At 60.5% G+C, this 25,900-nt stretch carries 17 protein-coding genes; 2 read left to right on the forward strand and 15 right to left on the reverse strand.

Annotation, left to right across the window (positions count from 1 at the left end):
* Positions 1 to 318: 318 nt before the first annotated feature.
* Complete coding sequence (locus tag F8N62_RS20120) at positions 319 to 1,446, reverse strand: sensor histidine kinase (protein ID WP_150712320.1); 1,128 nt, start codon at positions 1,444 to 1,446, stop codon at positions 319 to 321.
* Between the two features lie 243 nt (positions 1,447 to 1,689).
* Here F8N62_RS20120 and F8N62_RS20125 point away from each other — a divergent pair, with 243 nt between their 5' ends.
* Complete coding sequence (locus tag F8N62_RS20125; RefSeq protein WP_150712321.1) at positions 1,690 to 6,945, forward strand: dermonecrotic toxin domain-containing protein; 5,256 nt, start codon at positions 1,690 to 1,692, stop codon at positions 6,943 to 6,945.
* Positions 6,946 to 7,080: 135 nt separating this feature from the next.
* Positions 7,081 to 12,276 carry an NEL-type E3 ubiquitin ligase domain-containing protein gene (locus F8N62_RS20130; protein ID WP_150712322.1) on the forward strand — a complete coding sequence of 1,732 codons (5,196 nt, stop codon included), beginning with the start codon at positions 7,081 to 7,083 and terminating at the stop codon, positions 12,274 to 12,276.
* A gap of 46 nt (positions 12,277 to 12,322) precedes the next feature.
* On the opposite strand, the gene ureC is transcribed toward F8N62_RS20130, so the two are convergent.
* From ureC to F8N62_RS20200, 14 genes are all read right to left on the reverse strand, one after another.
* Positions 12,323 to 14,023 carry an urease subunit alpha gene (gene ureC, locus F8N62_RS20135; RefSeq protein WP_150712323.1) on the reverse strand — a complete coding sequence of 567 codons (1,701 nt, stop codon included), beginning with the start codon at positions 14,021 to 14,023 and terminating at the stop codon, positions 12,323 to 12,325.
* Positions 14,024 to 14,237: 214 nt separating this feature from the next.
* The gene (locus F8N62_RS20140) at positions 14,238 to 14,546 is read right to left on the reverse strand and encodes an urease subunit beta (RefSeq protein ID WP_150712324.1); all 309 of its coding nucleotides are present in this window, start codon (positions 14,544 to 14,546) and stop codon (positions 14,238 to 14,240) included.
* Positions 14,546 to 15,079, reverse strand: coding sequence for a GNAT family N-acetyltransferase (locus tag F8N62_RS20145; protein ID WP_150712325.1), 534 nt, complete (start codon positions 15,077 to 15,079; stop codon positions 14,546 to 14,548). The genes F8N62_RS20140 and F8N62_RS20145 overlap by 1 nt, the downstream gene beginning before the upstream one ends.
* A gap of 6 nt (positions 15,080 to 15,085) precedes the next feature.
* Positions 15,086 to 15,619: a GNAT family N-acetyltransferase gene (locus F8N62_RS20150; RefSeq protein ID WP_150712326.1), complete on the reverse strand. Its 534-nt coding sequence runs from the start codon at positions 15,617 to 15,619 to the stop codon at positions 15,086 to 15,088.
* Between the two features lie 9 nt (positions 15,620 to 15,628).
* The gene (gene ureA / locus F8N62_RS20155) at positions 15,629 to 15,931 is read right to left on the reverse strand and encodes an urease subunit gamma (RefSeq protein ID WP_033055605.1); all 303 of its coding nucleotides are present in this window, start codon (positions 15,929 to 15,931) and stop codon (positions 15,629 to 15,631) included.
* A 154-nt stretch (positions 15,932 to 16,085) separates the two neighbouring features.
* Positions 16,086 to 16,925 (reverse strand): urease accessory protein UreD, encoded by an 840-nt coding sequence (locus F8N62_RS20160; RefSeq protein ID WP_150712327.1) that lies wholly within the window; start codon positions 16,923 to 16,925, stop codon positions 16,086 to 16,088.
* Positions 16,926 to 16,955: 30 nt separating this feature from the next.
* Positions 16,956 to 17,654, reverse strand: coding sequence for an urea ABC transporter ATP-binding subunit UrtE (urtE, locus tag F8N62_RS20165; protein ID WP_008031204.1), 699 nt, complete (start codon positions 17,652 to 17,654; stop codon positions 16,956 to 16,958).
* A 192-nt stretch (positions 17,655 to 17,846) separates the two neighbouring features.
* Positions 17,847 to 18,716: an urea ABC transporter ATP-binding protein UrtD gene (gene urtD / locus F8N62_RS20170; RefSeq protein WP_150712328.1), complete on the reverse strand. Its 870-nt coding sequence runs from the start codon at positions 18,714 to 18,716 to the stop codon at positions 17,847 to 17,849.
* The gene (gene urtC / locus F8N62_RS20175; RefSeq protein ID WP_150712329.1) at positions 18,716 to 19,792 is read right to left on the reverse strand and encodes an urea ABC transporter permease subunit UrtC; all 1,077 of its coding nucleotides are present in this window, start codon (positions 19,790 to 19,792) and stop codon (positions 18,716 to 18,718) included. Before urtC ends, urtD begins: the two co-directional genes overlap by 1 nt.
* Positions 19,792 to 21,294: an urea ABC transporter permease subunit UrtB gene (urtB, locus tag F8N62_RS20180; RefSeq protein WP_150712330.1), complete on the reverse strand. Its 1,503-nt coding sequence runs from the start codon at positions 21,292 to 21,294 to the stop codon at positions 19,792 to 19,794. The genes urtC and urtB overlap by 1 nt, the downstream gene beginning before the upstream one ends.
* A gap of 245 nt (positions 21,295 to 21,539) precedes the next feature.
* The gene (urtA, locus tag F8N62_RS20185; RefSeq protein WP_150712331.1) at positions 21,540 to 22,805 is read right to left on the reverse strand and encodes an urea ABC transporter substrate-binding protein; all 1,266 of its coding nucleotides are present in this window, start codon (positions 22,803 to 22,805) and stop codon (positions 21,540 to 21,542) included.
* Between the two features lie 323 nt (positions 22,806 to 23,128).
* Complete coding sequence (locus tag F8N62_RS20190; RefSeq protein ID WP_150712332.1) at positions 23,129 to 24,139, reverse strand: FecCD family ABC transporter permease; 1,011 nt, start codon at positions 24,137 to 24,139, stop codon at positions 23,129 to 23,131.
* Positions 24,136 to 25,083, reverse strand: coding sequence for an ABC transporter substrate-binding protein (locus F8N62_RS20195; RefSeq protein ID WP_150712333.1), 948 nt, complete (start codon positions 25,081 to 25,083; stop codon positions 24,136 to 24,138). Before F8N62_RS20195 ends, F8N62_RS20190 begins: the two co-directional genes overlap by 4 nt.
* Positions 25,080 to 25,868, reverse strand: coding sequence for an ABC transporter ATP-binding protein (locus tag F8N62_RS20200; protein ID WP_150712334.1), 789 nt, complete (start codon positions 25,866 to 25,868; stop codon positions 25,080 to 25,082). The genes F8N62_RS20195 and F8N62_RS20200 overlap by 4 nt, the downstream gene beginning before the upstream one ends.
* Between the last annotated feature and the right edge of the window lie 32 nt (positions 25,869 to 25,900).

Genomic DNA, 25,900 nt, shown 5'->3' on the forward strand with positions numbered 1-25,900 from the left:
CCGCCAGCGAATTTCAGGAACTAGCAGAACTGATAGTCCAGCGGTTGCATTGATGCCAGATTCGCTTGGTAGAAATCGGGCAGCTTCCGGCCGGGAATCGGATGCTTAAGCAGCGGTTGGGGCGGTTGGGGCGGTTGGGGCGGTTGGGGCTGTTGGGGCGGTTGGGACGGTTGGTGGTGGGCCTGTAGGAGCTGTCGAGTGAAACGAGGCTGCGATCTTTTGATGTTGTTTTTTTTAAAGCAAAGTCAAGAGATCGCAGCCTCGTTTCACTCGACAGCTCCTACCAGCTCCTACGCAGCTTTTACCAGCTCGTGCGCATCAGATTTTGCGGGGCAGCACGACGGTGAACAGTGTCCCGTCAGCCTCGTTCGAGCTGACTTCAATCGTGCCGCCATGGGCATCCACCACTTCCTTGACGATAAACAACCCCAGACCGAGGCTGGTGGAAGGCTGGCCGAGTTCTTCGTCGACGCTGCGCACCAGCGGATCAAAGATTGTGCCGATGGCGCTTTCGGGGATCGGGTTGCCGTAGTTATGCACCGTGAGGCGAACCGCTTGCGCTTCGCCGGCCAGGGTCACGGTCACATCCCGTTTGTTCGAACCGTGCTGCAACGCATTGCCAATCAGATTTCGCAACAACTGATCCAGCCGCCCGGCATCCCAGATGCCTCGGGTATTTCCCTGCACCGTTATCGTCGGATCGCATTCGGGGTTGCCCGCGCAGGCTTCGGCAATCGCCGCATGCGCCGCATCGGCCAGGTCCATGGGTGCCGGGTCGATGGGCAGGCTCTTGCCCAGACGACTGCGTACCAGCTCCAGCAAATCGTTGACCATCACCGCCATGTGCTGCGCGCCACGTTTGATATTGATCGCACAGGCCAGCGCATCGCCTTCAAGGGACGCTTTGCGCATCAGCAATTCGGTCGACATGCTCACGGCTTGCAGCGGCGCGCGCAAATCGTGGCCGAGGATCGCGAGGAAAATATCCCGCGAATGATCGACCTGTTCGGCGTAGGCCGCGGTGGATTCGGCCAGGGCTTCGTCGATGGCTTCGTTGAAGCGGATCATGTCCTGAAAGTAGGCGAGGTCCGGCGCTTCCAGGCTATCGACCCACAGCCGGATCACACAGGCGCGCAGGTGGCGAAACTCGCTGGTCATCTGCACCAGGTCAAAACCGACGGTATGGCGCAGCTCGCCGTGGCTGGCACCGGCCTCATCCAGGCTCGGGGTTTTTTCCGCGCCTTCGCCCTTGGCTTTGGCGAGTTGTTCGGCGGCGGTTTGCGCGGTGGTCATGTCCCGCGCGGCGGCCAGCAGAATTTCCCTGGCGTGATCACGCAGTGCCACGCTGTCCATAGTTTCGGCGGCCGGGGTGATGGTTCTGGCGAACTGCTCCCATTCATCGACGATACGATCTACATGTTGCCTGATGAATTCGGGTAGGCGCATGGCCGGGTTCCTGAGCATTTGGAGGCTGGACGAGTCGCATAGTAGCGTCTTCCGGCCGGAAAAACCTCCTGCGACCCGTCGGCACGAGGAGCGTTTATCAGGGTGGTACATATGTGTTTTTGCCTTCGTGTTTTTCGAACGAAGAGCGTATCCCCCTCCGTCTAACCAACAGTTATTCAGTCTTTTGTTTTGCAGATGGGCGAATAGTCTAGTGGCTTCACCCATTATTTAAGGTTTGAACCCATGTCTGATTTGCAAGGAAGCAATCCGACCCACGCGCCGTCTGAAATCAAAGTTGAACAGAGTGTTCATGAGCAACGAGTGACCAAGGTCATTCCCTTTGCGATAAAAAACGCGTCCCCCGCCACGCTTGAATCAGTCGTGAAGCTGAAGTCCAGGTGGCCGGACTGGTACCTGAAAAAAGATGCTGCCAACCGGCAGCAATTGAAAGCATTGATGGATGATCGCTGGCGCTTGCAAGGCGAGCTGGATGAACTGCTGGGTGATCTTCAGAGCGATATCAATGCCTTTGGAAAACGCTTGCTCACGACCTCCCTGCAAGCGAATTTCAATACCACTGAGGATCCTGAAACCCTGTCCCTTCATCTTTATGTCCCGGACAACCTCATTTTCAATATCGATACCGGGGTCAGTCGCCTGCGCCAAGGTTCGTTACTCGCCGCGGCGCTGCATAACTTTGAACAAGCGGAAACCCGGGAGGACGCGTTTCGCAGTGGCTCTGGTGTGTATCGCGTCAGTCCCGAAGGCACCCCGCACCGCATCAACGCCATGACACCGGCAAGGTTCGCCGCCCTGTGTCGCAGGCTGGATATCGGCGGGCAATATCAAACCCATATCAAGGCGCGGCTGGAGCCTGCGACGGCCGATGCAAAGCAGCGGTTGCAGGACCGCTCGACAGCCAGTGAAAAAGCCGCGTTCAAGTCATCGGCGTTTATCGCGCGACTCAAAGGCGATATCAGCGCTGCAGCTTTTGAGCGGCTGCAAGACGTCATCGCCGGCAAGGCAGACATCAGATTCCACGGCACGCCCCTGCACAGTCACCGATTGTCGCTGATGGGTTTTCGCATGACCTCAATCGTGCTGTTCAGCGCTGAGGGCGAGGCATCGGCGTTGAAAACGGCCGTGGATGCCTTGACGCCTGAGCGCGTGAAATTCTGGACCGGCTGGTCTCGGCTCATTCCGTTGTTGCCCGGTCGCGAGTTCGAGAAGTTCAAGCTGATCCAGGCCTTCTTCGCCAACGGCCCCACGGGTGTCGGAGACGAGATGCTGCGCAATGAAGACATTTTCCGACAGAGTCGTTTGACCGGGCCGTTGATTGCGTATGTACCGGATGACCCGGACCATCCGCTGAAAGAATACGCTTCGCTGTCCGAGTTCATGAAAGCCTTGATCGGTCAGTTGCGCGACCCGGATTATCAGGCATTCTTCAGCCGGTTTGTAGCGCAGAAAGACAAAGGGCATTTTTTCGCCAGGGTCAACGAGCGGCTCAAGACCCTCAAGTGGAAACAGCGCGAACCGCTCGACATGGGCCCTTGGTGGCGCGAAACCGCCATTGAAAATCCCGACGCGCAGCCCATCACCAACCGGATCGCCGGTGACCTGTGGATCACCCTGTTCCGGGAGCGGCGGGACAAGGTCATCAGCGATGCACGCTGCATTGCCGTGCCGACCGACGATGAAGATTCGACCAGTCGCTGGAAACGTCTGACCAGCTACCTGGACATCGGCTGGAACCTGTTCAGCTTCGCCGCCATGTTGGTGCCGGGCGTGGGCGAGGTGGTGTTGGGCATCATGGTCGCGCAGATGCTCGGGGAGCTCGCCGAAGGTATCGAGGATTGGAGCAAGGGCGACAGGGAAGAAGCCGCGGCTTACATCAACGGCGTGCTGATCAACTTTGCGCAATTCGCCCTGATGGGCGCCGGGCATGTGCTGCCCCGGACGCCTGTGGTCCTTTCACCTTTCGTTGAAAACCTCAAGCCCGTGGAGTTCAAGGGCGAGCAGCGGTTGTGGAATAACGACCTGACAGCCTATGAGCATCCGGTTGTCCTGCCGCAAGACGCCCAGGCCAGACCGCTGGGTCTGTTCCGACATGAGAACAAGGATGTCCTGCGCCTCGAGGACAAACATTACGTGGTGGCGACGGACCCGCAGACCGGGTTGCACAGCCTTGAGCACCCGCTGCGGCCAGAGGCGTATCGCCCGCCAGTGGAGCATAACGGTGCCGGCAGCTGGAAGACTGAAATCGATCGTCCGCTGGCCTGGGACAAGAAACGTTTGCTGCGGCGTTTGGGCCCGACCACGGATGCGCTGTCCGATGAATCCCTCGAGCAGGTGCTGACCGTCAGCGGCGTCGAGGAAAACGCATTGCGCAGAATGCATGTCGAGCACGAAGCGCCTTCGGCGATGCTGACCGACACCCTCGATCGCTTCAAGGTGTATGCGCAGGCCGGCGACCTTGCGGGGCATATTCTCGCGCAGCAGATTCCCGAAGCGATGGAGGAGCTGATTCCGGCATTCATGACCGAACTCCCGCGCTGGCCTGAGTCCCGAGGGATCGCGCTGTTCGACGGACCTCAGCTGGACGGTGTGGCGGTCGAGTTCGGCGCGGCTGATCGTCAGATCAAACTGTCCCGCGAAGATCTTCGGAACGGCCGTTTGCCGACACGGGTGATCGAGAATCTCGGCGAAACGGAAATTTATGAGCTGCTCGGCGAAGGGATTTCCAGCGACAAACAAGTGCGCATCAGTGAATTGCGCAAACGCCTGGCCGAACACGCGGGTAAGCAGCGTAAACGCGTGTTCGACGCCCTCTACAAACAGCAGACAGTTTCTGCCAGCGTCGATGTGCTTTTGCTGTGCGACGAGTATCCGACATTGCCCGTGATCGTCGCCGGGCAATTGTTGCGCGACGCCACCCCGGAAGAATTGCTGCACCTGACACAAAAAAAGCGCATTCCCCTGAGCCTTCGCGAAAAAGCCCGGGCTGCGCAGGACCGTGTGCGAATGAGCCGCGCCTACGAAGGGCTCTACCTGGAAGCGCTGGAAGACGTGGATACCCGTCGGCTTGAGCTGGCTTCGCTGGCCGCTTTGCCGGGCTGGTCGGCCGGGGTTCGCATCGAGGTGCGGGCCTTTTCGTACACCGGGGAACTGCAGGCCAGCGTCGGGCCTGCAGACGCGCCGATCCGCAAAGTGCTGTTTGTCGATGAGCAGGGCTTGTATCACGCCCGGGACGAGCAAGCGCAACATCTGCACGGCGCCGATGACTTTTATGCTGCGGTGCTGCATGCCTTGCCCGACAGCGAGCGCCGGGCACTGGGGTTCGATATTTTCCAGGGTGACAAGCTCAAGCAAGCGCTACAGCGTTCGCCACTGAGTCAGGAGCGTTTTACCCAGGTTCTGGGGCAGCACCCGATCCGCAAACCGGCTTACGATCCGCGCGCCATGCGTCTTCGCGGGGGCATGCCGTGGTATTCGCGCAAACTGAGCGTGACGACGATGCGGCAGCGTATCGGCTGGTTGTACCCGGGCTTTTCCGAAGCAGAGGTGAATGAGTTGCTGACAGGTTTCGGGGACGCCGCACCGGCGCGTTTGAAAGCGCTGGAGGATGAGTTCGTGCAGTTGCAACTGTCGCTTCAACGCTGGGTCAATTCCCCGGCCACCATGGCCGATGCCCGTGCGCAAATCTCCTCCAGGCAGCAACTCTACTCGGCCATCAAGCAATGCTGGCAGCGCACCGGCCCGGCGGGCGAGGGCGCGCCCGGCATTGTCCGTGCGCAGACGCTCACGCTGGACGGGCCACTCATGGGGCAGCACCTGGCGAGCATGCCGAGGCTGACCGCCAATTTCGAACACGTCACTGAGTTGAACGTGCGCCGGGCCAACCTGCTCACCAGCCAGGTGCATTTTCTGCAATCCTTTCGCCAGTTGCGCTATCTGGACCTCGGCGCGAATCAGTTGACTGGTTTGCCTGCGGCCATCGGCGAAATGCCTTACCTCGTTCACCTGTTCCTGACGGACAACCGGATCGAGCTGAACCAACAAGCGGTCACCCGTTTGCGCGGCCTGACCCGACTGAGGTTCATTGGGCTCAAAGACAATCCCCTGCGTCTGGTCCCTGATGTCAGCCAGATGCCGGAGTTGCATACGCTGATCCTCGAGAACACCGGCGTCGATACCTGGCCGACTGGACTGTTGACCCAATCGCGGCCTCGCAACTTCTACCTGAACCTGTGGCGCAACCCGATCAACCGCGTACCCGATGTTGCCCCCGGGTCCTTTCGCGCGGAGATAGTGGCTCGCACCCTGGTGAGTCGCGAGCCACAGTGGATGTCCGGGGAGAACCTGAACACGCTGCGCAGGTATACCGAATCGGTCGGCCTCGACCCCGAACGCCCGTACCCGCCCCGGGGCACCCTGGACAGCGCCCAATGGGCCGAGGGGTTGTCCGATGACAAATGGCAAACCCGGCAGGCGATCTGGGATGCGGTCGAGGATGAGTTCAACTCCGAGGCCTTTTTCAACGAAATCCGGCGGCTGACGCAGTCCGCCGATTTCAAGAAGGACGAGGGTATTTATCGGCGCGAGTTGACGGCCAGAGTCTGGCGGATGCTGGAGGCCATGGCTGAAGACAGTGAGTTGCGCACAACCCTGTTTGCCGAGGCGGTGGCGCGCACCGAGTGTGTCGACGGGGCGACGCAACTGTTCAACGTCCTTGGCATGAAAGTGCTCATTCACGAAGCCTACGGGCTGGCAAACCCCGGATTGATTGAAGCCGAACTGGTCAGCCTGGCCAAGGGCGCGTCGCGTCTGAACGAGATCGAGCGCATTGCCGAACGCACCATTGCGAAACGCCTGGCGAGCGGTGAGCAGATTCGACGGATCGGCGCCGATAACAACGTGACGGGCAGCATCGATATCGTCGAAGTTCACCTGGCGTTTGCCACCGAATTGGCCAATTCGGAGGCGGACGGCGGCCTCGACTTGCCCTGGCAGGCACGCACCATGCAATTTCGCGGGATTGCCGGCGTCACCCGGCCGATGATCGAAAACGCACGCATCCGGGTGCTTGGGCTGGAAGAGGGCAATGGGCTGCGTGATTCGATTGCCGAACTGCCGTTCTGGAAATCCTATGTGGAAGGCTCCAACCGGACGCGCTTCAAGCAGTTCGAGCAACGAATGAACACGCTTTATGAGTTCAAGTCCGCTTTGCAGGAGAGGAATGACGGCTTGAACTTGTTGCCTGAGGAAAAAGACCGGTTGAAAACCCGGATCAGGGTCCTGGCTTTTGAACTGGGCAAACCGGAAAGCGAATTCGCGCCCGGCACGGTCATGACGGATGACGAGTTCGCGCAGCAATACGCTGCGATCAAGGATGAGCGCGAAGAGTTGCTCAAACAGTTGACGCAACACGCCATGGACCGGGCGAAGCTGCAACGGGTCGAAGTGCCTTTCAGGGTTCAATCGACCGGCTTGAGGTGATGTCGCGACGCGATGGCTTCCTTGCCATCGCGTCGTTGTGGCTCAGGTATGGGTCGTGCGGTACATATTTGAGCTTTTTTGCGGATGCCGTTCGTTAGGCTCTGATGACTTTCAATCAGTCACGGATGACCCGCTATGACCGGATCAAAAACGCCCTCTTCTGCTGCCCAAGGCACCTTCAGTGCCGACCTGCGCGGCGTCCACTACGATTTTCTTAAAGACCGCATCCCGTCATGGTTTCGCGAGGCCTCGGCGCAGCGGCAAATGGAAGCTGCCAGCCATGAGCTGAAACTTCCCGACTGGTACCGAACGGCGACGCCCGAGCAAAAAAAAGCGTTGGCGGACAGCCACGGGCGCTTTCGCGAAACCTTGAATCAAGTCGACGCCAGGCTCGGACGCATCAAGGATGTGCTTGAGTTCGCCGAGCAGCCACTCAAGGATGCGATCAAGGCAAGGTTCAACATCGACCTTGATGTGAGAAACGTCTTTTTCGCCCGTAAATACAGTTTCAAACAGCGGGATGATTTCTTCGGTGCGTTTGTCTTCGATGAGCAAATCGATACGAGCCTGAACTACGAGTATCGCGGCGTCTCTCTGCTCGAAGCCGCCCTGGCGAACTTCGAGGCCGATGAAGCCAAGCCTGCGCGTTGCAACGATTGCCAGATCATCACCGACTGGAGCAGCAACGGCGGCGAGGTCATTGCGACGTTCGAGGCGGTCAATTCCCAGGCCCGGGATATCGCTCCCCACGAGTTTGCCAGCCTGTGCCGAACCCTGGATCTGGGGGGCCTTTACCAGAAACACATCAAGGACATTGTGCAGCCGGAGAACAACAGCGAACGGGAAACCCTCGAGCGACAACTGGAACAGCACGGGCGACAACAGCTGGCAGTGACCACCGAAACTGCCTGGCAGCAATTTGCAACCCGCCCGAACAGTCAGCAGGTCGAGTCGGGGATCAGCGCCGACATCTACCACATGCTCCAACAGTCGCTCACCGCCACCCGTAGCGCCACCCTGGACAGCCGGCCGGTGACCTACGCGGCGTTGACAGTATTCGGCATCGAGCTGGTGGGGCCCTTGCTGATCGGGCCGAACCGCAAGGCCTCTGATCGGGTAGAGCGTTTGGCGGTGTACATCCCCAACGACCCGCAACAGCCGCTGAAGGAATATGCCTCCAGCGCTGACTTCATAGTGGACCTCAGGACGCGCTTGCACAGCAGCGCCTACCGACGTTTTTTCAGCCAGTTCATACCCTTGCGCCAACAAGGTGTTTTCTTCCGTCATTTCAACCATCTGTACAAGCCAGCCAGTGTCGGCGCCGAGGCGGACTACCCCGTGCAGTCCCGGCCCGCGAAGCTGCCGGTGGACGATGTCGCCATCCATGGCGATCTGTGGCTACGGTTGCGGCAAAACACTGTTGAAAAAATCTACAGCGATGCCCGGGCAATCGCCATTACCACCGGCGATGAAGACCGCGTTACCCGGGAAAACAGGCTCAAGAGCTACCTGGATGCGGTGGTCAACGTGCTGAACCTGGCCGCGTTTGTGGTGCCGGGTTTGGGGCCCATTATGTTGATGGTGGGGGCCGGGCAAATGTGCGATGAGGTGTTCGAGGGTTTTGAAGCGTACGAAGAGGGTGAACCCAAAGAGATGTGGGCACACTTCGCCAGCGTGGCGTTGAATGTTGCGTTCGTGGGTGTCGGGGCGGCCGTGCTGCCCAAGGTTCAGCTGTCGAGCCGGGTGGATTCACTCAAACCCGTCACGCTGGACAACGGCGAGCAAAGGTTGTGGAACACTGACCTTTCGCGCTACCAGGCCGACGTTACGCTGCCACCCGAGGCCAGCCCGAATGAACTGGGCCTGTACGAGCACGATGGACAGCGAGTTCTGCCCCTTGAAAGCGAGCACTATCTGGTGGGGCAAGACGCGACCGGCGAGCAGTACCGGATGCAGCACCCGACCCGGCCCGAGGCCTATCGCCCGGCGCTGGTGCACAACGGCCAAGGCGCGTGGAACCATGAACTGGAAAACCCGCAGCGCTGGAGCGCGACGCTGATGCGTCGGCTCGGTTTGTTGACGGAGGGGTTCAGCGATACCGAGCTGGAGCAGATCCGGCAGGTCAGTGGTGTCGATCACGATGTCCTGCGCCGGGTGCATGTCGAGGGCGAACCGGTTCCCGCCATCCTGCTTGAATCTTTCAAGAAGTTTCGCGCCTATGACGATGCCTTGAAGGTCGCTCACGGCATTCGCGACGGCGCGCTCTCCAGTGGGCTTTGCAGTTACGCCGCCTCCCTGGCGGTCGAGTTGCCGGGGTGGCCGGCAAGCAAGGCCATTGAGGCGTTTTCCGGAAACGGCTTGATCGGACTTTCGGTCAAGTACGGCAAACCCGATGCATTGCCGCAGGACATCCTCAAGGTCAGCCGCACGGAACTGATGAACGGCCAGTTACCCGCCCGGATCATTGCCTCGATGAGCGAGGCGCAAATCAAAACGCTCCTGCCGGACTACACACCCAGTGCGCCGGCAGAGCAGGCGCGCGCCCTGCAAAAAAAACTGCAAGAGCGTGCAACCAATGCCCGGGCGCGGCTCACGCGCAGCCTCTATGCCGACCAACAACCCTCGGCCAATACGGCGGTTGCGGTGGTGCAGCGGGACTTCAGCGGACTGCCCGCGTCGTTGGTCGAGGAACTGTTGGCCGACGCCACGCCCGATGAGCGGGGAACCCTGGAGAACGACAGTCGCGTGCCATTGCGCTTGGCCGAAGGTGCGCGGCGGTTACAGCAGCAGTTGCGGCTGACCCACGCCTACGAAGGCTTGTACCTTGACGCACTGCTCGACAAGGACACCGAAACGCTGGCACTCAACACGTTGAAGACCTTGCCGGGCTGGGTGGACGACATCCGTATTGAAGTGCGCCAGGGTTCGATTGAGGGTGAGCTGCGCGCCAGTGTGGGGCCCGAGGACGCCAGCGAACGCAAAGTGCTGTTGCGCGGGGAAGATGGTCGCTACCAGACACGCAATGATCGCGACGAACATTTGCACGGTGCCGATGACCTCTATTCGTCTATTCAACATGCGTTGCCCGACCGTCAGCGTAAGGCCATCGGGTTGCCGGATGTGGCGCTCGGCATGCAGTTAAAGGCGAAAATCCTCGAACATCAGCTGAGCCAGGATCAACTTCGTCCGTTGCTGAAGATGCGACCGCGGCAACAGCCGTTCCTTAACCCGCTAACGCGATTGTCCGGCGAGCGAATCGGCTATCCCTTGAGCGACTTCCCCGACGTCAGTCGGTGGGAGCGGGCAACCGAGGCGCGACTTCGTGCGCTGTATCCCGCGATGACCGTGGAGGAAATCAGTTCAATGGTCGAAAATATGGACGAGGTGCTGGAAGGGGAGTTGAAAAACCGTGAAATCGAATACGCGGAACTCAAAAAAACGCTTGAGACCTGGCATCGGGCATGGCTTGGCCAAGCGTCAGTAGAAGAGCGTTCGACACCTGCCTTCCGCCAGCGCCGGGAAGCCCGGGTGACGATCATGAGAGAAATCAAACAGGCCTGGCAGCGCACTGGCGAGGTGGACCTGGACAATACCGGCTACCGGCAGGGTCAGCGCATTGATCTGTCCGGAATCGACCTCTGGGAAGAACTCAAAGACCTCCCGCCGCTCACGGCAAATTTCGATCACGTCACTTATCTGGATCTGTCGGATACGGGCATCGTCGGTAACGCAGACGGGTTTCTGCGCAATTTCAAGCGCTTGCGCACGTTGGCGCTTGGCAATAACGAACTCGTCGCGCTACCGGAAAATCTCGGGAACATGACTCACTTGTCCACGCTGGATCTGTCCGACAACCTGATCCAGCTCGACGCCATCGCAGTCGCACAATTGCGGGGGCTCAAACGCCTGCGGTACCTGTCGCTTGACGGCAATCCGTTGGGGTTGCCCCCGGACGTCGGACAGATGGCGGATTTGCAGTTCCTCATACTGGCTGATACCGGCCTCAATACCTGGCCGGTGGGCTTGTTCGATCAGGTACGGCCGCGCACGTTCTATCTGGATTTGCAGGCCAATGCGCTTGAAATCATTCCTGATGTGGTGCCCGGCTCGGCGCAGGCGCAGATCATCGCGCGCACACTCATCAGCCGCGAAACCGCCAATATCTCCGCAGAGAATTTGCGACGGGTCAGAGACTATGGTCATTCGGTGGGGTTTGAACCGAATCGACCCGCGTACGCTCGCGGTGTCGCCGACAGCAGGCTCTGGGCAGAGGGCATGACCGAGGAACAATGGAAAAGTAAACAGGATGTATGGGCCGATCTTGAAAACGAGCCGGGTTCAGAGCCGTTTTTCAATGAGCTGCGCAAGCTGGCGCAATCCGCGGATGCGACAACCGAAGACCGGGCAGCCAAGGTCGATCTGACTCGCAAGGTCTGGACGATGGTCGAGGCCACGGCCGGCAACACGGCATTGCGCGAAAAGCTGTTTCGCATGGCCACTGCCCCCACGACGTGCGTGGATGCAGGCGCCCAGTTGTTCAATGCCATGGGCGTGGAGGTGCTGATTGTGCAGGCAAACGAGTTGGGCGCAGACGACCTCATCCAGAAGCAGTTGGTCACGCTGGCGCGGGGCAAGTCGCGCCTGGACAGGTTGGGCAAGATTGCCCGCGAGCGGATCGCTGACTTGCTGGAGGAGGGGCGCCAGTTTATCGAGCTGGATGAACACGGGAACTTGATTTCCCACCGAGATGCGCAGGGGCAACTGCTGGAGGACATCGACGAGGTGGAAATCCATATGGTCTACGCCACTCAATTGGCTGGGTCGAAGCTTCTGGATCTGCCATGGCAATCCCGGGAAATGCGCTTCCACGCCACAGGTGTGACGCCCGAAATGCTCGAGAGGGCTTACGTTCGGGTGCTGGCGGAAGAGAAAGGGCCGAAACTGCAAGCGCTGCTGCTCGAGCAGGATTTCTGGGTTAACTACCTCAAGCGATCCAACGTGCAACGGATCGCCGTGCTGCACGCCAGGGCCGAACCCCTGCTGGACTTGCAGGCCGCGCAACAAGCCTGGCTCGACAGCGATTCGGCGGTGCACAGGATTTATTGGCGTTCACAAGTGCGCCGCCTGGCGAAACTGCTGGGCAAGTCGGAGAGTGAAATCAAACCTGGCGCGGTGCTGAGCGATGAACAGTATTACGCCGAGATGGCCACGATCGCGGCGCAGGAAAAAACCCTCATTGGCGAACTGACCGCAGAAGCAATCCGGCGCGCCGATCTGCAACCGGTTGAAAATCCAACGAGCGTCGAGCGCAACGAAGTCACTTCAACGTGAGCGCACCCAAGCCCCGCCGCCGAGCGGTGGGGCCTGGGCCCGTCGATCAGAACAGGAAGTAACGCTGGGCCATCGGCAGCGTTTCCGCCGGTTCGCACCACAGCAGCACACCGTCAGCCTTGACCTGATAAGTCTGCGGGTCGACGTCGATGTCCGGCAGGTAATCGTTGTGGATCAAATCGGTTTTCTGCACATCGCGGCAACCTTTGACCACGGCGATTTTCTTCTTCAAGCCCAAGGCTTCCGGTAGTCCCGCCTCGTACGCCGCCTGACTGATGAAGGTCATGCTGGTGGCGTGCAGCGAGCCGCCGTAACTGGCAAACATCGGGCGGTAATGCACCGGTTGCGGTGTCGGAATCGACGCGTTGGCGTCGCCCATCAGGCTCGCCGCAATGGCGCCGCCCTTGAGAATCAACGTCGGCTTGACCCCGAAAAACGCCGGGCGCCACAGCACCAGATCGGCCCATTTCCCCACTTCCACCGAACCCACTTCATGGCTGATGCCATGGGTGATTGCCGGGTTGATGGTGTACTTGGCGATGTAGCGTTTGGCGCGAAAGTTGTCGTTGCCTGCGCCGTCACCGGGCAGCGGGCCGCGCTGCTTTTTCATCTTGTCGGCGGTCTGCCAGGTGCGCGTGATGACTTCGCCGACACGGCCCATGGCCTGACTGTCGGAGCTGATCATCGAGAACGCGCCGAGGTCGTGCAGGATGTCTTCGGCAGCAATTGTCTCGCGGCGGATGCGGCTTTCGGCGAAGGCCACGTCTTCGGCAATGCTCGGGTCGAGATGGTGGCAGACCATCAGCATGTCGAGGTGTTCGTCGATGGTGTTGCGGGTGAACGGCCGGGTCGGGTTGGTCGAACTCGGCAGCACATTGGCGAAACCGCAGGCCTTGATGATGTCCGGGGCATGACCGCCGCCCGCGCCTTCGGTGTGATAGGTGTGGATGGTGCGGCCCTTGAACGCGGCGAGGGTGGTTTCGACGAAGCCGGACTCGTTGAGGGTGTCGGTGTGGATCGCGACCTGCACGTCGTATTGGTCGGCGACGTTCAGGCAGTTGTCGATACTCGCCGGGGTGGTGCCCCAGTCCTCGTGCAGCTTGAGGCCGATGGCGCCGGCCTTGACCTGTTCGATCAACGGTTCCGGCAGGCTGGCGTTGCCCTTGCCGGTGAGGCCGATGTTCATCGGGAACGCATCCGCCGCCTGGAGCATTCGCGCCAGGTGCCACGGGCCGGAGGTGCAGGTGGTCGCGTTGGTGCCGGTGGCCGGGCCGGTGCCGCCGCCGATCATGGTGGTGACACCGCTCATCAGCGCTTCTTCGATCTGCTGCGGGCAGATGAAGTGGATGTGCGTGTCGATGCCGCCGGCGGTGAGGATCATGCCTTCACCGGCAATCACTTCGGTGCTGGCGCCGATGGCGAGGGTGACGTTCGGCTGCACGTCCGGGTTGCCCGCCTTGCCGATGCCGGCGATGCGCCCGTCCTTGAGGCCGACATCGGCTTTGACGATGCCCCAGTGGTCGATGATCAGCGCGTTGGTGATCACCGTGTCGACGACGTCGGCAGCGAGCAGTTGGCTTTGGCCCTGACCATCGCGGATGACTTTACCGCCGCCGAATTTCACTTCTTCGCCGTAGGTAGTGAAGTCTTTCTCGACCTCGATCCACAGCTCGGTGTCGGCCAGACGGACCTTGTCACCGACGGTGGGGCCGAACATGTCGGCGTAGGCTTGTCTTGAGATTTTCATGGGCATGCCTTGGGATTCAATTGGTTTTGAGACCGCTCGCGTAGCTCGCTATCGCAGCCTCGCTGCGCTCGACAGCTCCTACGGGTGTTCACACAAAATGGCGGTTGTGCGCGGCATTTCACACACACACACACACACAATCGAGGTTGTGCGCAGCCTCTGTAGGAGCTGTCGAGCGAAGCGAGGCTGCGATCTTTTGGGACCACCGCCGGTTTCAATCGAGGCCACCCATGATCCTGCCGGCAAACCCGAACACCCGGCGATGACCGGCCAGGTCCACCAGCTCCACCTCGCGGCTCTGCCCCGGTTCGAAGCGCACGGCGGTGCCGGCCGGGATGTTCAGGCGCATGCCGCGACTGGCGGCGCGGTCGAAGGTCAGGGCGTCGTTGGTTTCGAAAAAATGGTAATGCGAGCCGACCTGGATCGGCCGGTCACCGCTGTTGGCCACTGTCAGGCTGAGGGTGCGGCGGCCCACATTCAGTTCGATGTCGCCGGGCTGGATCTGGTATTCACCGGGAATCATCAATGGGCTCCCTGGAGCACTTTGTAATAGAGGGCGGTCGGTTTGTACTGGCCGCTCGGGTCGCACGCGTAATCGGGAATTTCACCGGCGCGGGTGTAACCCAGGGCTTTGTAGAAATCTTCGGCGGGGGAACCGGCTTCGGTATCGAGAAAAAGCATGCCGCGTTTGTGTTGGAGGGCGGCCTGTTCCAGCGCGCTCATCAACTGTTGGCCCAACCCACGACGACGCGCTTCCTCGCGCACCAGCAGTTTCTGCACCTCGGCGCGGTTCAGGCCGTTGGCTTTCTGGCACAGGGTCAACTGGACGCTGGCCTGCACCTGCTCATCCTTGACCACCACCCACAGCAGCACGTTGCCTTTGTTCAGGTTTTCCTGAACCTCATCGAAATAGGCCCGTGCCTGGAGGGCGTCCAGATTGGCCATGAAACCGACGCTGGCGCCATAGCCGACGGCGTCGAGAAGCAGCTCTATCAAACCCTGACGATAATGCGCAAAGCTTTCAACATTGACGCGGCGCAGTTGGGCGGCGTTCATCGGGCGTTACTCCTTGCTGGCGGGCGGCGGTTCGGCGCCAGGATTGAGGGTCAATTGCATAAAGGTCAGGTCCAGCCAGCGACCGAACTTGGTGCCCACCTGAGGCATTTGCCCGGTGGTCACGAAACCGGCGCGTTCATGCAAGCGAATGGACGCGGCATTGCCGCTTTCGATGGCCGCGACCATCACGTGTTTGTCGCAGCCTTTGGCGCGTTCGACCAGCGTTGCCATCAACCGTGGGCCCAGACCATTGCCGCGTTGGTCGCTGCGTACATAGACCGAGTGCTCGACGGTGTGACGGAAACCATCGAACGGCCGCCAGTCACCGAATGAAGCGTAGCCCAGCACCGTATTGTCGCCGTCAACGATCACCAGAATCGGATAGCCCTGGGCTTGTCGGGCGCTGAACCAGGCCTGGCGGTTGCCCAGGTCAACGGCCTGTTCGTTCCAGATCGCCGTGGTGTTGAGGACGGCGTCGTTGTAGATGTCGCGGATCGCCGGCAGATCGGCATGCACTGCATCGCGAATGTCGTAAGTCATGACGCGGCCTCAGGCGATGGGTTGGTGGACGGTGACCAGTTTGGTGCCGTCAGGGAAAGTCGCCTCGACCTGAATCTCCGGGATCATCTCCGGGATGCCTTCCATCACCTGTTCGCGGCTGAGCAGTGTGGTGCCGAAGTGCATCAGCTCGGCCACGGTCCTACCGTCGCGAGCGCCTTCGAGCAGCGCCGCCGATATGTAGGCCATGGCTTCCGGGTAATTGAGTTTCACACCGCGCGCCAAACGCCGCTCGGCGACGAGGCCGGCGGTGAAAATCAGCAGCTTGTCTTTTTCGCGTGGGGTCAGGTCCATCGTTGGAATCCATCTGGGCAAATAAAAAAAATTAGGATTTGTGAGCACCCCCCCTGTGGGAGCGAGCTTGCTCGCGATAGCGGTGTGTCTGGCGACGGCAATGTCGTGTGTGCCAACGCCATCGCGAGCAAGCTCGCTCCCACAGAAAAGCAAATCAGGTGCTCCATATTCTGGGGGGAACTGCTTCTCGGCCTAACAGCTCAGGCCTGAGCAATCGCCATAATTCGATCAACCAACCCCGCGCCAGCAACGCTTCGCTGGCCAGACACCGGGCAACGAGCAAGCCGGGCAGTTGTGTCAGGTCGCCGCGGACATCATTGGGCAGCGAGCGGCACTTCTCCAGCAATTCACTATCAATTTCCCCCGTCACCAACAACGTCGCAAACACCGGTTGCCCGTCCAGGCCAATCGGCGAATCGAGCAGACCGTCGCCCCCGACAATGCGCTGGCGTTCGTGCCAGAGCAACTGGCCGTCGCGGCGGATATTCAATTGCGCCTGAAAATGCCCGAGACCGAAACGCTCGCCACTGGCCGGTCGACCCAGCGCAACGACGTCCCAGTAGAACAACCGCGCGTCACCTTCCAGATCAATGGAGGTGCTGAGTTCGGCTTGAGCGGCGCTGAAGATAATCGTCTCTTGCGGCAGCCACTCCAGCGTCGCGCCCGCGGCCACTTTCAACGTCAGTGTCTGATAAGCCGGCCCCGCTGCGCGGTACCACTTCGCTGCGCCGGGGCTGGTGATTTGCGCCCAGGCGTCAGTGCCCACGCTGGCCGAAATGTCGAGCCGATCACCACCGGCAATCCCGCCCGGCGGGTGCACGATGATGTGCTGGCACACCTCGGGCCCTTCGGCGTACAGATGCTTCTGCACCCGCAACGGACCCTGGTGCCGGCGCAGCACCGGGCGGGTGCTGTCGCCGAATCGGGCATAGCCCAGTTCCAGCTCGGCGTGCCAACGTGGGGTAAACAGGGCAGTGGGAAGAGGTAAATTCATGATTTCTGATTATCGTTCGGACACTACAGATTAGATCGTTACCAAACCGCGAACACCCTCGGCTTCCATATTTTCTCCGCGACCCTGCTGCACGATCTCGCCTCGGGACATCACCAAGTATTGATCGGCCAGTTCGGCGGCGAAATCGTAGAACTGTTCCACCAGCAAAATCGCCATGTCACCGCGCGCGGCGAGCTTCTTGATCACCGCGCCGATTTCCTTGATCACCGACGGCTGGATGCCTTCGGTCGGCTCATCAAGAATCAGCAACCGCGGTCGGCTGGCCAATGCTCTACCGATGGCAAGCTGCTGCTGCTGCCCGCCGGACAAGTCGCCGCCACGGCGTTGCTTCATTTGCAGCAACACCGGGAACAATTCGTAGATGAACGCCGGGACTTCTTTCGCTTCGCTGCCTGGAAACCGCGACAGGCCCATCAGCAGGTTTTCTTCAACGGTGAGCCGGCCGAAAATCTCACGGCCCTGCGGCACGTAGGCGATCCCGGCATGCACCCGCTGATGCGGTTTGAACGTGGTGATCGGTTTGCCTTCCCAATTCACCGCGCCTTCCTTTGCCGGCAGCAGACCCATCAGGCATTTGAGCAGGGTGGTCTTGCCCACGCCGTTGCGCCCGAGCAGGCAAGTGACTTCACCGACCTTCACGTCAAACGTCAGGCCGCGCAGGATGTGGCTACCGCCGTAATACTGATGCAGCTTGTCGACTTGCAGCATGTTCAATTACCTTTTATTCCACGACGCGCGTGATCTGCTTTCGTAGGAGCTGCCGAGTGAAACGAGGCTGCGATCTTTTGATCTTGATCTTGATCTTTGCTGGCAGCATTGAAGATCAAAAGATCGCAGCCTCGTTTCACTCGACAGCTCCTACAGCTCCTACAGCTCCTACAGCTCCTACAGGGAATGCGGTTATCGGCCGAGATACACCTCGATCACCCGCTCGTTTTCCTGCACCTGTTCCAGCGACCCTTCGGCCAGCACGCTGCCCTGGTGCAACACGGTGACGTGGTCGGCAATCGAGCCGACGAAGCCCATGTCGTGCTCCACCACCATCAGCGAATGCTTGCCTGCCAGGCGCTTGAACAGCTCGGCGGTGAATTCGGTTTCGGCGTCGGTCATTCCCGCGACCGGCTCATCGAGCAGCAGCAATTGCGGGTCTTGCATCAACAACATGCCTATCTCCAGAAACTGTTTTTGACCGTGGGACAACAAGCCCGCCGGGCGATTGACCGAAGTGGTCAGGCGGATGGTGTCCAGCACTTCGCTGATGCGGTCTTTCTGTTCGCCACTCAAGCGCGCCCGCAGGCTGGCCCACACCGACTTGTCGGTTTTCTGCGCCAGTTCGAGGTTTTCGAACACGCTCAACGCTTCGAACACCGTCGGCTTCTGGAACTTGCGACCGATGCCGGCCTGGGCGATCTGCACTTCGCTCATCTGCGTCAGATCGAGGGTTTCACCGAACCAGGCCTTACCGTGGCTGGGCCGGGTCTTGCCAGTGATCACGTCCATCAGCGTGGTCTTGCCCGCGCCGTTGGGGCCGATGATGCAGCGCAATTCGCCGACGCCGATGTACAGGTTCAAATCATTCAACGCCTTGAACCCATCGAAACTGACGCTGATGTCTTCCAGGGTCAGAATCGTGCCGTGCCGAGTATCCAGGCCGGGGCCAACGCGTTGACCGAGGCCGATGGCGTCGCGGCTGCTGCCGGCGTCCTTGTTCGGTTCCGGTGGATAGAAGGCGGGTTCGAGCATGAATTCAGCGGTCGCAGTCGTTCTCATTATTCACCCCTTTTTTTCAGCAGACCGATCACGCCTTTGGGCAGGTACAAGGTCACGACGATGAACAGCGCGCCGAGGAAGAACAGCCAGTATTCCGGGAAGGCCACGGTGAACCAGCTCTTCATGCCGTTGACCACACCGGCGCCGAGCAGCGGACCGATCAGCGTGCCGCGACCGCCCAGCGCAACCCACACAGCGGCCTCGATGGAATTGGTCGGCGACATTTCGCTCGGGTTGATAATCCCCACTTGCGGCACGTACAGAGCACCGGCCAGACCGCACAACACCGCGCTCAAGACCCACACAAACAGCTTGAAACCCCGCGGGTCGTAGCCGCAAAACATCAGGCGGTTTTCAGCATCGCGCAGCGCGGTCAACACTCGGCCAAACTTGCTCTGCGCCAGACGCCAACCGATGAACAGGCTCGCCACCAGCAACACCACGGTGGCAAAAAACAGCACCGCGCGCGTCCCCGGTTCAGTGATGCCAAACCCTAGAATGGTGCGGAAGTTGGTGAAGCCGTTATTGCCGCCAAAGCCGGTTTCGTTGCGGAAGAACAGCAGCATTCCGGCGAAGGTAAGGGCCTGGGTCATGATCGAGAAATACACGCCCTTGATCCGCGAACGAAAGGCAAAAAAGCCAAACACCAACGCCAGTAATCCGGGCGCCAATACCACCAGACACAGGGCCCAGAGGAAGCTGCTGGTGCCGGTCCAGTACCACGGCAACTCGGTCCACGACAGGAACGTCATGAACGCCGGCAAGGCATCGCCCGAGGCCTGGCGCATCAGGTACATGCCCATCGCATAACCGCCAAGAGCGAAGAACAGACCGTGACCGAGGGACAGCAGGCCGGCGTAGCCCCAGACCAGGTCCAGCGCCAGGGCGACGATGGCGTAACAAAGAATCTTGCCCACCAGGGTCAGCGTGTAGGCGGAGACGTGAAGCGCGTTGTCCGGCGACAGCAGCGACAGCAACGGCAACGCCAGCAACAGCACGAGGATCACCGCACCGACAGCAATCGTGACTTTAGGGCCGGCCTTTTGCGTGGCCGTGAGCATCAGGGGCTGGTTCATCAGTCGATCACCCGTCCTTTCAGTGCGAAGAGGCCTTGCGGACGCTTCTGGATGAACAGAATGATCAGCGCGAGGATCAGGATTTTGCCCAGTACCGCGCCGATTTGCGGTTCGAGAATTTTGTTGGCGATGCCCAGACCGAACGCGGCGAGCACGCTACCGGCCAACTGCCCGACACCGCCGAGCACCACCACCAGAAACGAGTCGATGATGTAGCTCTGGCCGAGGTCCGGGCCGACGTTGCCGATCTGGCTGAGCGCCACACCGCCGAGGCCGGCGATGCCCGAGCCGAGACCGAAGGCGAGCATGTCGACGCGCCCGGTGGGCACGCCGCAGCAGGCGGCCATGTTGCGGTTTTGCGTGACGGCGCGAACGTTCAAACCCAGGCGCGTCTTGTTCAGCAGGAGCCAGGTCAGCACCACCACGAACAGTGCGAAAGCGATGATCACGATGCGGTTGTATGGCAGCACCAGATTCGGCAGCACCTGAATCCCGCCCGAGAGCCAGGCCGGGTTGGCCACCTCGACGTTCTGCGCACCGAACACCAACCGCACCAGTTGAATCAGCATCAGGCTGATGCCCCAGGTGGCGAGCAGGGTTTCCAGAGGGCGCCCGTAAAGGTGACGAATCACTGTGCGTTCCAGCGCCATGCCAATCGCCGCCGTGACAAAAAACGCCGCCGGCAAGGCGATCAATGGATAGAACTCGATGGCTTGCGGAGCGAAGCGCTGGAACATCAGCTGTACCACGTAGGTTGAATACGCGCCGAGCATCAGCATTTCGCCGTGGGCCATGTTGATCACGCCGAGCAGGCCGAAGGTGATCGCCAGACCCAGCGCCGCGAGCAGCAGAATCGAGCCCAGCGACATGCCGCTGAAGGCTTGGCCGAGCACTTCGCCAATCAACAGTTTGCGTTTTACTTGGGCGAGGCTGGTCTCGGCGGCGGTGCGCACCGAGGCGTCCGCTTCGACACCCGGTTGCAGCAAGTTTTCGAGGCGGGTGCGGGCCAGTGGATCGCCGGTTTCACCGAGCAGACGCACTGCAGCGAGGCGCACCGCCGGGTCGGTGTCCACCAGTTGTAGATTGGCCAATGCGAGGCTCAGCGCCGCGTGGACGCTTTGGTCTTGCTCGCTCGCCAGTTGCCGGTCGAGGAATTTCAGCTGCGCCGGTTTGGCGCTTTTCTGCAATTGCCGGGCGGCGGCCAGACGGATGTTGGCGTCGGCGGCGAGCAACTGATGGCTGGCCAGCGCGGTGTCGATCAGACCCCGCAGGCGGTTGTTCAGGCGCAGGATTTTCGGTTGGCCGTCGACGGTCAATTCGCCTTGTTGCAGGGCATTGATCAGTTCGACACGCGCCGGATCGGGCTGCGCGGCCCAGGCTTCGAGAAGTTTTGCTTGCTGCACGGGATTGGCGGCGACGAAGTCTTCGGCGTCGCCGGCGCGTACGCCGAGCGGCAGCAATAGCAGGCAGGCGAGGATCAAACGGTAGAAGGCAGTGGGCATATTGTTAGCCTTGCGCGGACTAAGGGTGGGAGCAGATTCATGTGGCGAGGGAGCTCTTGTGGCGAGGGGATTTATCCCCGTTGGGTTGCGAAGCAGCCCCAGCACCTAAAAGTCCAACCCCATTCAACGGGTTTACGACTGCTACGCAGCCGAACGGGGATAAATCCCCTCACCACAAAAGCTCGCTCCCACAGGGGATTTGTGTCGGCCCCGAATACTGTGCGCGGGCCCGACATCCAGGTGGCTTAGTTGCTCTTCACCGCATAATCCGGCTTCTTGTCGTTGCCCGAGATAAACGGGCTCCACGGCTCGGCGCGGATCGGGCCTTCGGTCTGCCACACCACGTTGAACTGACCATCGGCCTGAATCTCGCCGATCATCACCGGCTTGTGCAGGTGATGGTTGGTCTTGTCCATGGTCAAGGTGTAGCCGGACGGTGCGGCAAAGGTCTGGCCGGCGAGGGCTTCGCGGACTTTATCGACATCGGTGGACTTGGCTTTTTCTGCCGCTTGCGCCCACATGTGAATGCCCACGTAGGTGGCTTCCATCGGGTCGTTGGTCACTGCTTTATCGGCGCCCGGCAGGTTGTGTTTCTTCGCGTAGGCTTTCCAGTCGGCGACGAATTTCTTGTTCGCCGGGTTCTCCACCGATTCGAAGTAGTTCCACGCCGCGAGGTTGCCTACCAATGGTTTGGTGTCGATGCCGCGCAGTTCTTCTTCACCGACCGAGAACGCCACGACCGGCACGTCGGTGGCTTTCAGGCCCTGGTTGGCCAGCTCTTTATAGAACGGCACATTGGAGTCGCCGTTGACCGTGGAGATGACCGCCGTCTTGCCCCCGGCCGAGAATTTTTTGATGTTGGCGACGATGGTTTGATAGTCGCTGTGACCGAACGGGGTGTAGACCTCTTCGATGTCCTTGTCTGCCACGCCTTTGGAGTGCAGGAACGAACGCAAAATCTTGTTGGTGGTGCGCGGGTAGACGTAGTCGGTGCCGAGCAGGAAGTAACGTTTGGCGCTGCCGCCTTCTTCGCTCATCAGGTATTCAACGGCTGGAATCGCCTGTTGGTTAGGCGCGGCGCCGGTGTAGAACACGTTCGGCGACATCTCTTCGCCTTCGTATTGCACCGGGTAGAACAGCAAGCCGTTGAGTTCTTCGAACACCGGCAACACCGATTTGCGCGACACCGAGGTCCAGCAGCCAAACACCACGGCGACTTTGTCCTGGGTCAGTAACTGCCGGCCCTTTTCCGCAAACAGTGGCCAGTTCGACGCCGGGTCGACGACTACCGGTTCGAGCATCTTGCCATTCACCCCCCCCTTGGCATTGATCTCGTCGATGGTCATCAGCGCCATGTCTTTGAGCGACGTTTCGGAGATCGCCATGGTGCCCGACAACGAATGCAGAATACCGACCTTGATGGTCTCGGCGGCCTGGACCGTCCAGGTCATGCCCATCGCGGCAATGCTTGCCGTGAGTGTGAAAGCCTTGATCAAGCTGCGACGCTTCATTGTGCGATCTCCATGAACGTTGATTTTTTTTTGATGGGCAGATGCGGACTACTGAAGGCTGTTTTGCAAAGGCTGTGCCCAGTCGGAAAAAGGCAGGGAAATGTCGTGTTAGAGCGGTTGCGCGGTTTGGCGGCGCACCAGCAAGGGACGAAGGCGGGGCTATGGTGCGTCGCGATGCGCCAGATTGGGGCGAGGAGGTGGCACCGCCAATCCCTGTAGGAGCTGTCGAGAGAAACGAGGCTGCGATCTTTTGATCTTGATTTTAAAAATCAAAAGATCGCAGCCTCGTTTCTCTCGACAGCTCCTACAAGGGGGTGTCGATGTCAGCGGCGGCGCATCAGGCCGATGAAGAACAGCCCGCCGATGGCTGCGGTGGCAACGCCGATGGGCAAGTCTTCGGGAGCGATCAACGTGCGCGCCGCGACATCCACCCAAACGAGGAATACGCTGCCCAGCAACACGCACACCGGCAGCAATCGACGATGCTCGGCGCCGACCAGGCGACGCGCAATGTGCGGCACCATCAACCCGACAAAACCGATGGAGCCGCTGATCGACACCAGCACCCCGGTCATCAGTGACGCAATCAAAAACACCCGCAGCCGTACGGTGCGAGCATTAAGCCCAAGGGTTACCGCCGTCTGCTCGCCCGCCATCAACGCATTCAACGGCCGCGCCATGCCCAGCAGCAGAACCAGCCCGAGCAGGACGCTGGCGGCCGGCACCGCGAGCAACTCCCAGCGTGCCAACCCGAGCCCGCCGAGCATCCAGAACATCACCGCCGAACTCGCGCGGTGATCGCCGAGAAACAGCAGCAGATTGGCGATCGCCATCATCACGAACGACACCGCCACCCCGCACAACAGCAGTCGATCACTGTCCAGCCGGCCACTGCGGTTGGCGATCATCAGCACGATCAGCATGCTTAGCAGCGCACCGATAAACGCCGCAATCGGCAGGGTCAGCAGGCCGACGATTTCACCGACATGCAGCACCACGATCACGGCACCGAGGGTGGCGCCCGAGGTCACCCCGAGCAAATGCGGATCGGCCAGCGGATTGCGCGTGACCGCTTGCAACACCGCGCCGATCAAGGCCAGGCCGGCGCCCACCAGTGCACCGAGCAGCATGCGCGGCACACGGATCAGCCACACGATGTGTTCCTGGCCGGCGGCCCAATTCACTTCGCCGATACCCAACACTTTGTGCAGCAAGATCCGCCAGACCACGTCCACGGGTACCCGCGCCGGGCCGAACCCCAGCGAAACCACGCACGACACCAGCAACAACGCGCCGAGTGCGATCAGCAGCAAAGCGTAGCGACGATTGATCATTCGCCGTGGAAACCCTTGGCCAGTGTTTTGACCGCCAGCACGTTATCGATGCCGGGTGTGGCCTGCACGTAAGGAATCACGATGAAGCGCTGATGCTTGATCGCGTCCACCGATTGCAGTGCAGGGTTGCTGCGCAGGAATTGCACCTTCTGCTGCGCCGTCACCTCGCCGTAATCGACGATCACGATCACCTGCGGATTACGCGCGACCACGTTCTCCCAGTTGACCCGGGTCCAGCTCGCCTCGACGTCATCCAGAATGTTGCGCCCGCCCGCCGCATCGATCAGGGCTTGTGGCATGCCGAGACGGCCGGAGGTCATGGCGCGATCTTCGCCGCTGTCATAAAGGAACACCCGTGGTTTGTCGGCGGGCAGGGTTTTGCGCACCTCGGCAACCTGCGCCTGCATCGTTGCGATCAAGGCATTTGCGCGATCCTGCACGTCGAAGATTTTGCCGAGGTTGCGCAGGTCGTTGTAGGTATCGTCCAGCGAGGCAGGGGGGCGCTTCATCACGAAGGCACAGGATTCGGTCAGCTCATAGACGTTGATGCCCAACGGCGCGAGGGTCTGCGGCGTCAGGTCACCCCCGACGCGCATGCCGTAATCCCAACCGGCGAAGAAAAAATCGACGTTCGCATTGAGCAGGGTTTCCACCGACGGGTACTTCGCCGCCAGCTCGGGCAAGTCGTCAAGAATGGTCTGCATTTCAGGTGTCACCGACTTCCAGCCGGTGACACCGCTGTAGCCGGCCATGCTCGATTTGAGACCGAGGGCGAGCATCATCTGGGTCATGTTGATGTCGTGACTGACCGCCTGTTTCGGTGCTTGCGTGAAGGTCACTTCGCGGTTGCAGCTCTGGAGGGTCAGCGGGTAATGGGTGGCCTCGGCCAGTGCCTGGGCACTGCCCAGCAACAGCGCGGTGCACAGCAGGGAACGCACATTCATGGTTGGGTGATCCAGGTGATTCGTGGGTAGCCGTGCAAAGGGTGTTGGTCGATCAGGGCTTCGACGCCAAACACCTCGCGCAGCAAGGGGGCAGTCAGGACTTCTTCGGCTGTGCCGCTGGCGACGATACGACCGTGATTGATGACGTACAGCCGATCGCAGAAAGCGGCGGCCAGATTGAGGTCGTGGATGCTGGCGAGCGTGCCGATCTTCAGGCGTTTGACCAGTTGCAGAAGTTCCAGCGGATAGCGTGGGTCGAGGTGATTGGTCGGCTCGTCGAGGATCAGCAATTGCGGTTGCTGGGTCAGGGCGCGAGCGAGGATCACACGCTGTTTTTCACCGCCGGAGAGGGTGGCGAAGGCGTGGTCTTCGAAGCCTTCGAGGCCCACCGATTCCAAGGCTTGAGTGGCGAGGTTTCGATCTTCGAGGGTGTCGCCGTCGAACAGGCCTTTGTGCGGCGTGCGACCCATCGCGACGACCTCTTCGACGGTCAGGCCGAAGGCGTCGGGGAACTCTTGCAGCACCACGGCGATGCGTTGCGCGCACCAGCGGGAGGTCTGCTTCCAGACATTCTGGTGGTCGAGGATGACCTCGCCGCTGTCCGGTTTGCTGAAGCGATAAGCGCAGCGCAGCAGGCTGGTTTTGCCGCTGCCGTTGGGGCCGATCAACCCGACAAACTCACCGGCGGCCACGTGCAGCGAGGCATCACGCAGCTGGAACTGGTGATGACAATGGCCGTGGCCAAGAGGTGTCCAGGCGAGGTGAGTGAGGTTCAGCGAGGTCATGCGTTAGCTCTGAGGTTTTCGGTGGTGCTGAT

Source organism: Pseudomonas fluorescens, assembly GCF_902497785.1.
Classification (GTDB): domain Bacteria; phylum Pseudomonadota; class Gammaproteobacteria; order Pseudomonadales; family Pseudomonadaceae; genus Aquipseudomonas; species Aquipseudomonas fluorescens_BO.

Bases quoted from the DNA above. Each gene is read 5' to 3' on its own strand.
- F8N62_RS20120 (WP_150712320.1), bottom strand. From the start codon at position 1,446: ATGCGCCTACCCGAATTCATCAGGCAACATGTAGATCGTATCGTCGAT.
- F8N62_RS20125 (WP_150712321.1), top strand. From the start codon at position 1,690: ATGTCTGATTTGCAAGGAAGCAATCCGACCCACGCGCCGTCTGAAATC.
- F8N62_RS20130 (WP_150712322.1), top strand. From the start codon at position 7,081: ATGACCGGATCAAAAACGCCCTCTTCTGCTGCCCAAGGCACCTTCAGT.
- ureC (WP_150712323.1), bottom strand. From the start codon at position 14,023: ATGAAAATCTCAAGACAAGCCTACGCCGACATGTTCGGCCCCACCGTC.
- F8N62_RS20140 (WP_150712324.1), bottom strand. From the start codon at position 14,546: ATGATTCCCGGTGAATACCAGATCCAGCCCGGCGACATCGAACTGAAT.
- F8N62_RS20145 (WP_150712325.1), bottom strand. From the start codon at position 15,079: ATGAACGCCGCCCAACTGCGCCGCGTCAATGTTGAAAGCTTTGCGCAT.
- F8N62_RS20150 (WP_150712326.1), bottom strand. From the start codon at position 15,619: ATGACTTACGACATTCGCGATGCAGTGCATGCCGATCTGCCGGCGATC.
- ureA (WP_033055605.1), bottom strand. From the start codon at position 15,931: ATGGACCTGACCCCACGCGAAAAAGACAAGCTGCTGATTTTCACCGCC.
- F8N62_RS20160 (WP_150712327.1), bottom strand. From the start codon at position 16,925: ATGAATTTACCTCTTCCCACTGCCCTGTTTACCCCACGTTGGCACGCC.
- urtE (WP_008031204.1), bottom strand. From the start codon at position 17,654: ATGCTGCAAGTCGACAAGCTGCATCAGTATTACGGCGGTAGCCACATC.
- urtD (WP_150712328.1), bottom strand. From the start codon at position 18,716: ATGAGAACGACTGCGACCGCTGAATTCATGCTCGAACCCGCCTTCTAT.
- urtC (WP_150712329.1), bottom strand. From the start codon at position 19,792: ATGAACCAGCCCCTGATGCTCACGGCCACGCAAAAGGCCGGCCCTAAA.
- urtB (WP_150712330.1), bottom strand. From the start codon at position 21,294: ATGCCCACTGCCTTCTACCGTTTGATCCTCGCCTGCCTGCTATTGCTG.
- urtA (WP_150712331.1), bottom strand. From the start codon at position 22,805: ATGAAGCGTCGCAGCTTGATCAAGGCTTTCACACTCACGGCAAGCATT.
- F8N62_RS20190 (WP_150712332.1), bottom strand. From the start codon at position 24,139: ATGATCAATCGTCGCTACGCTTTGCTGCTGATCGCACTCGGCGCGTTG.
- F8N62_RS20195 (WP_150712333.1), bottom strand. From the start codon at position 25,083: ATGAATGTGCGTTCCCTGCTGTGCACCGCGCTGTTGCTGGGCAGTGCC.
- F8N62_RS20200 (WP_150712334.1), bottom strand. From the start codon at position 25,868: ATGACCTCGCTGAACCTCACTCACCTCGCCTGGACACCTCTTGGCCAC.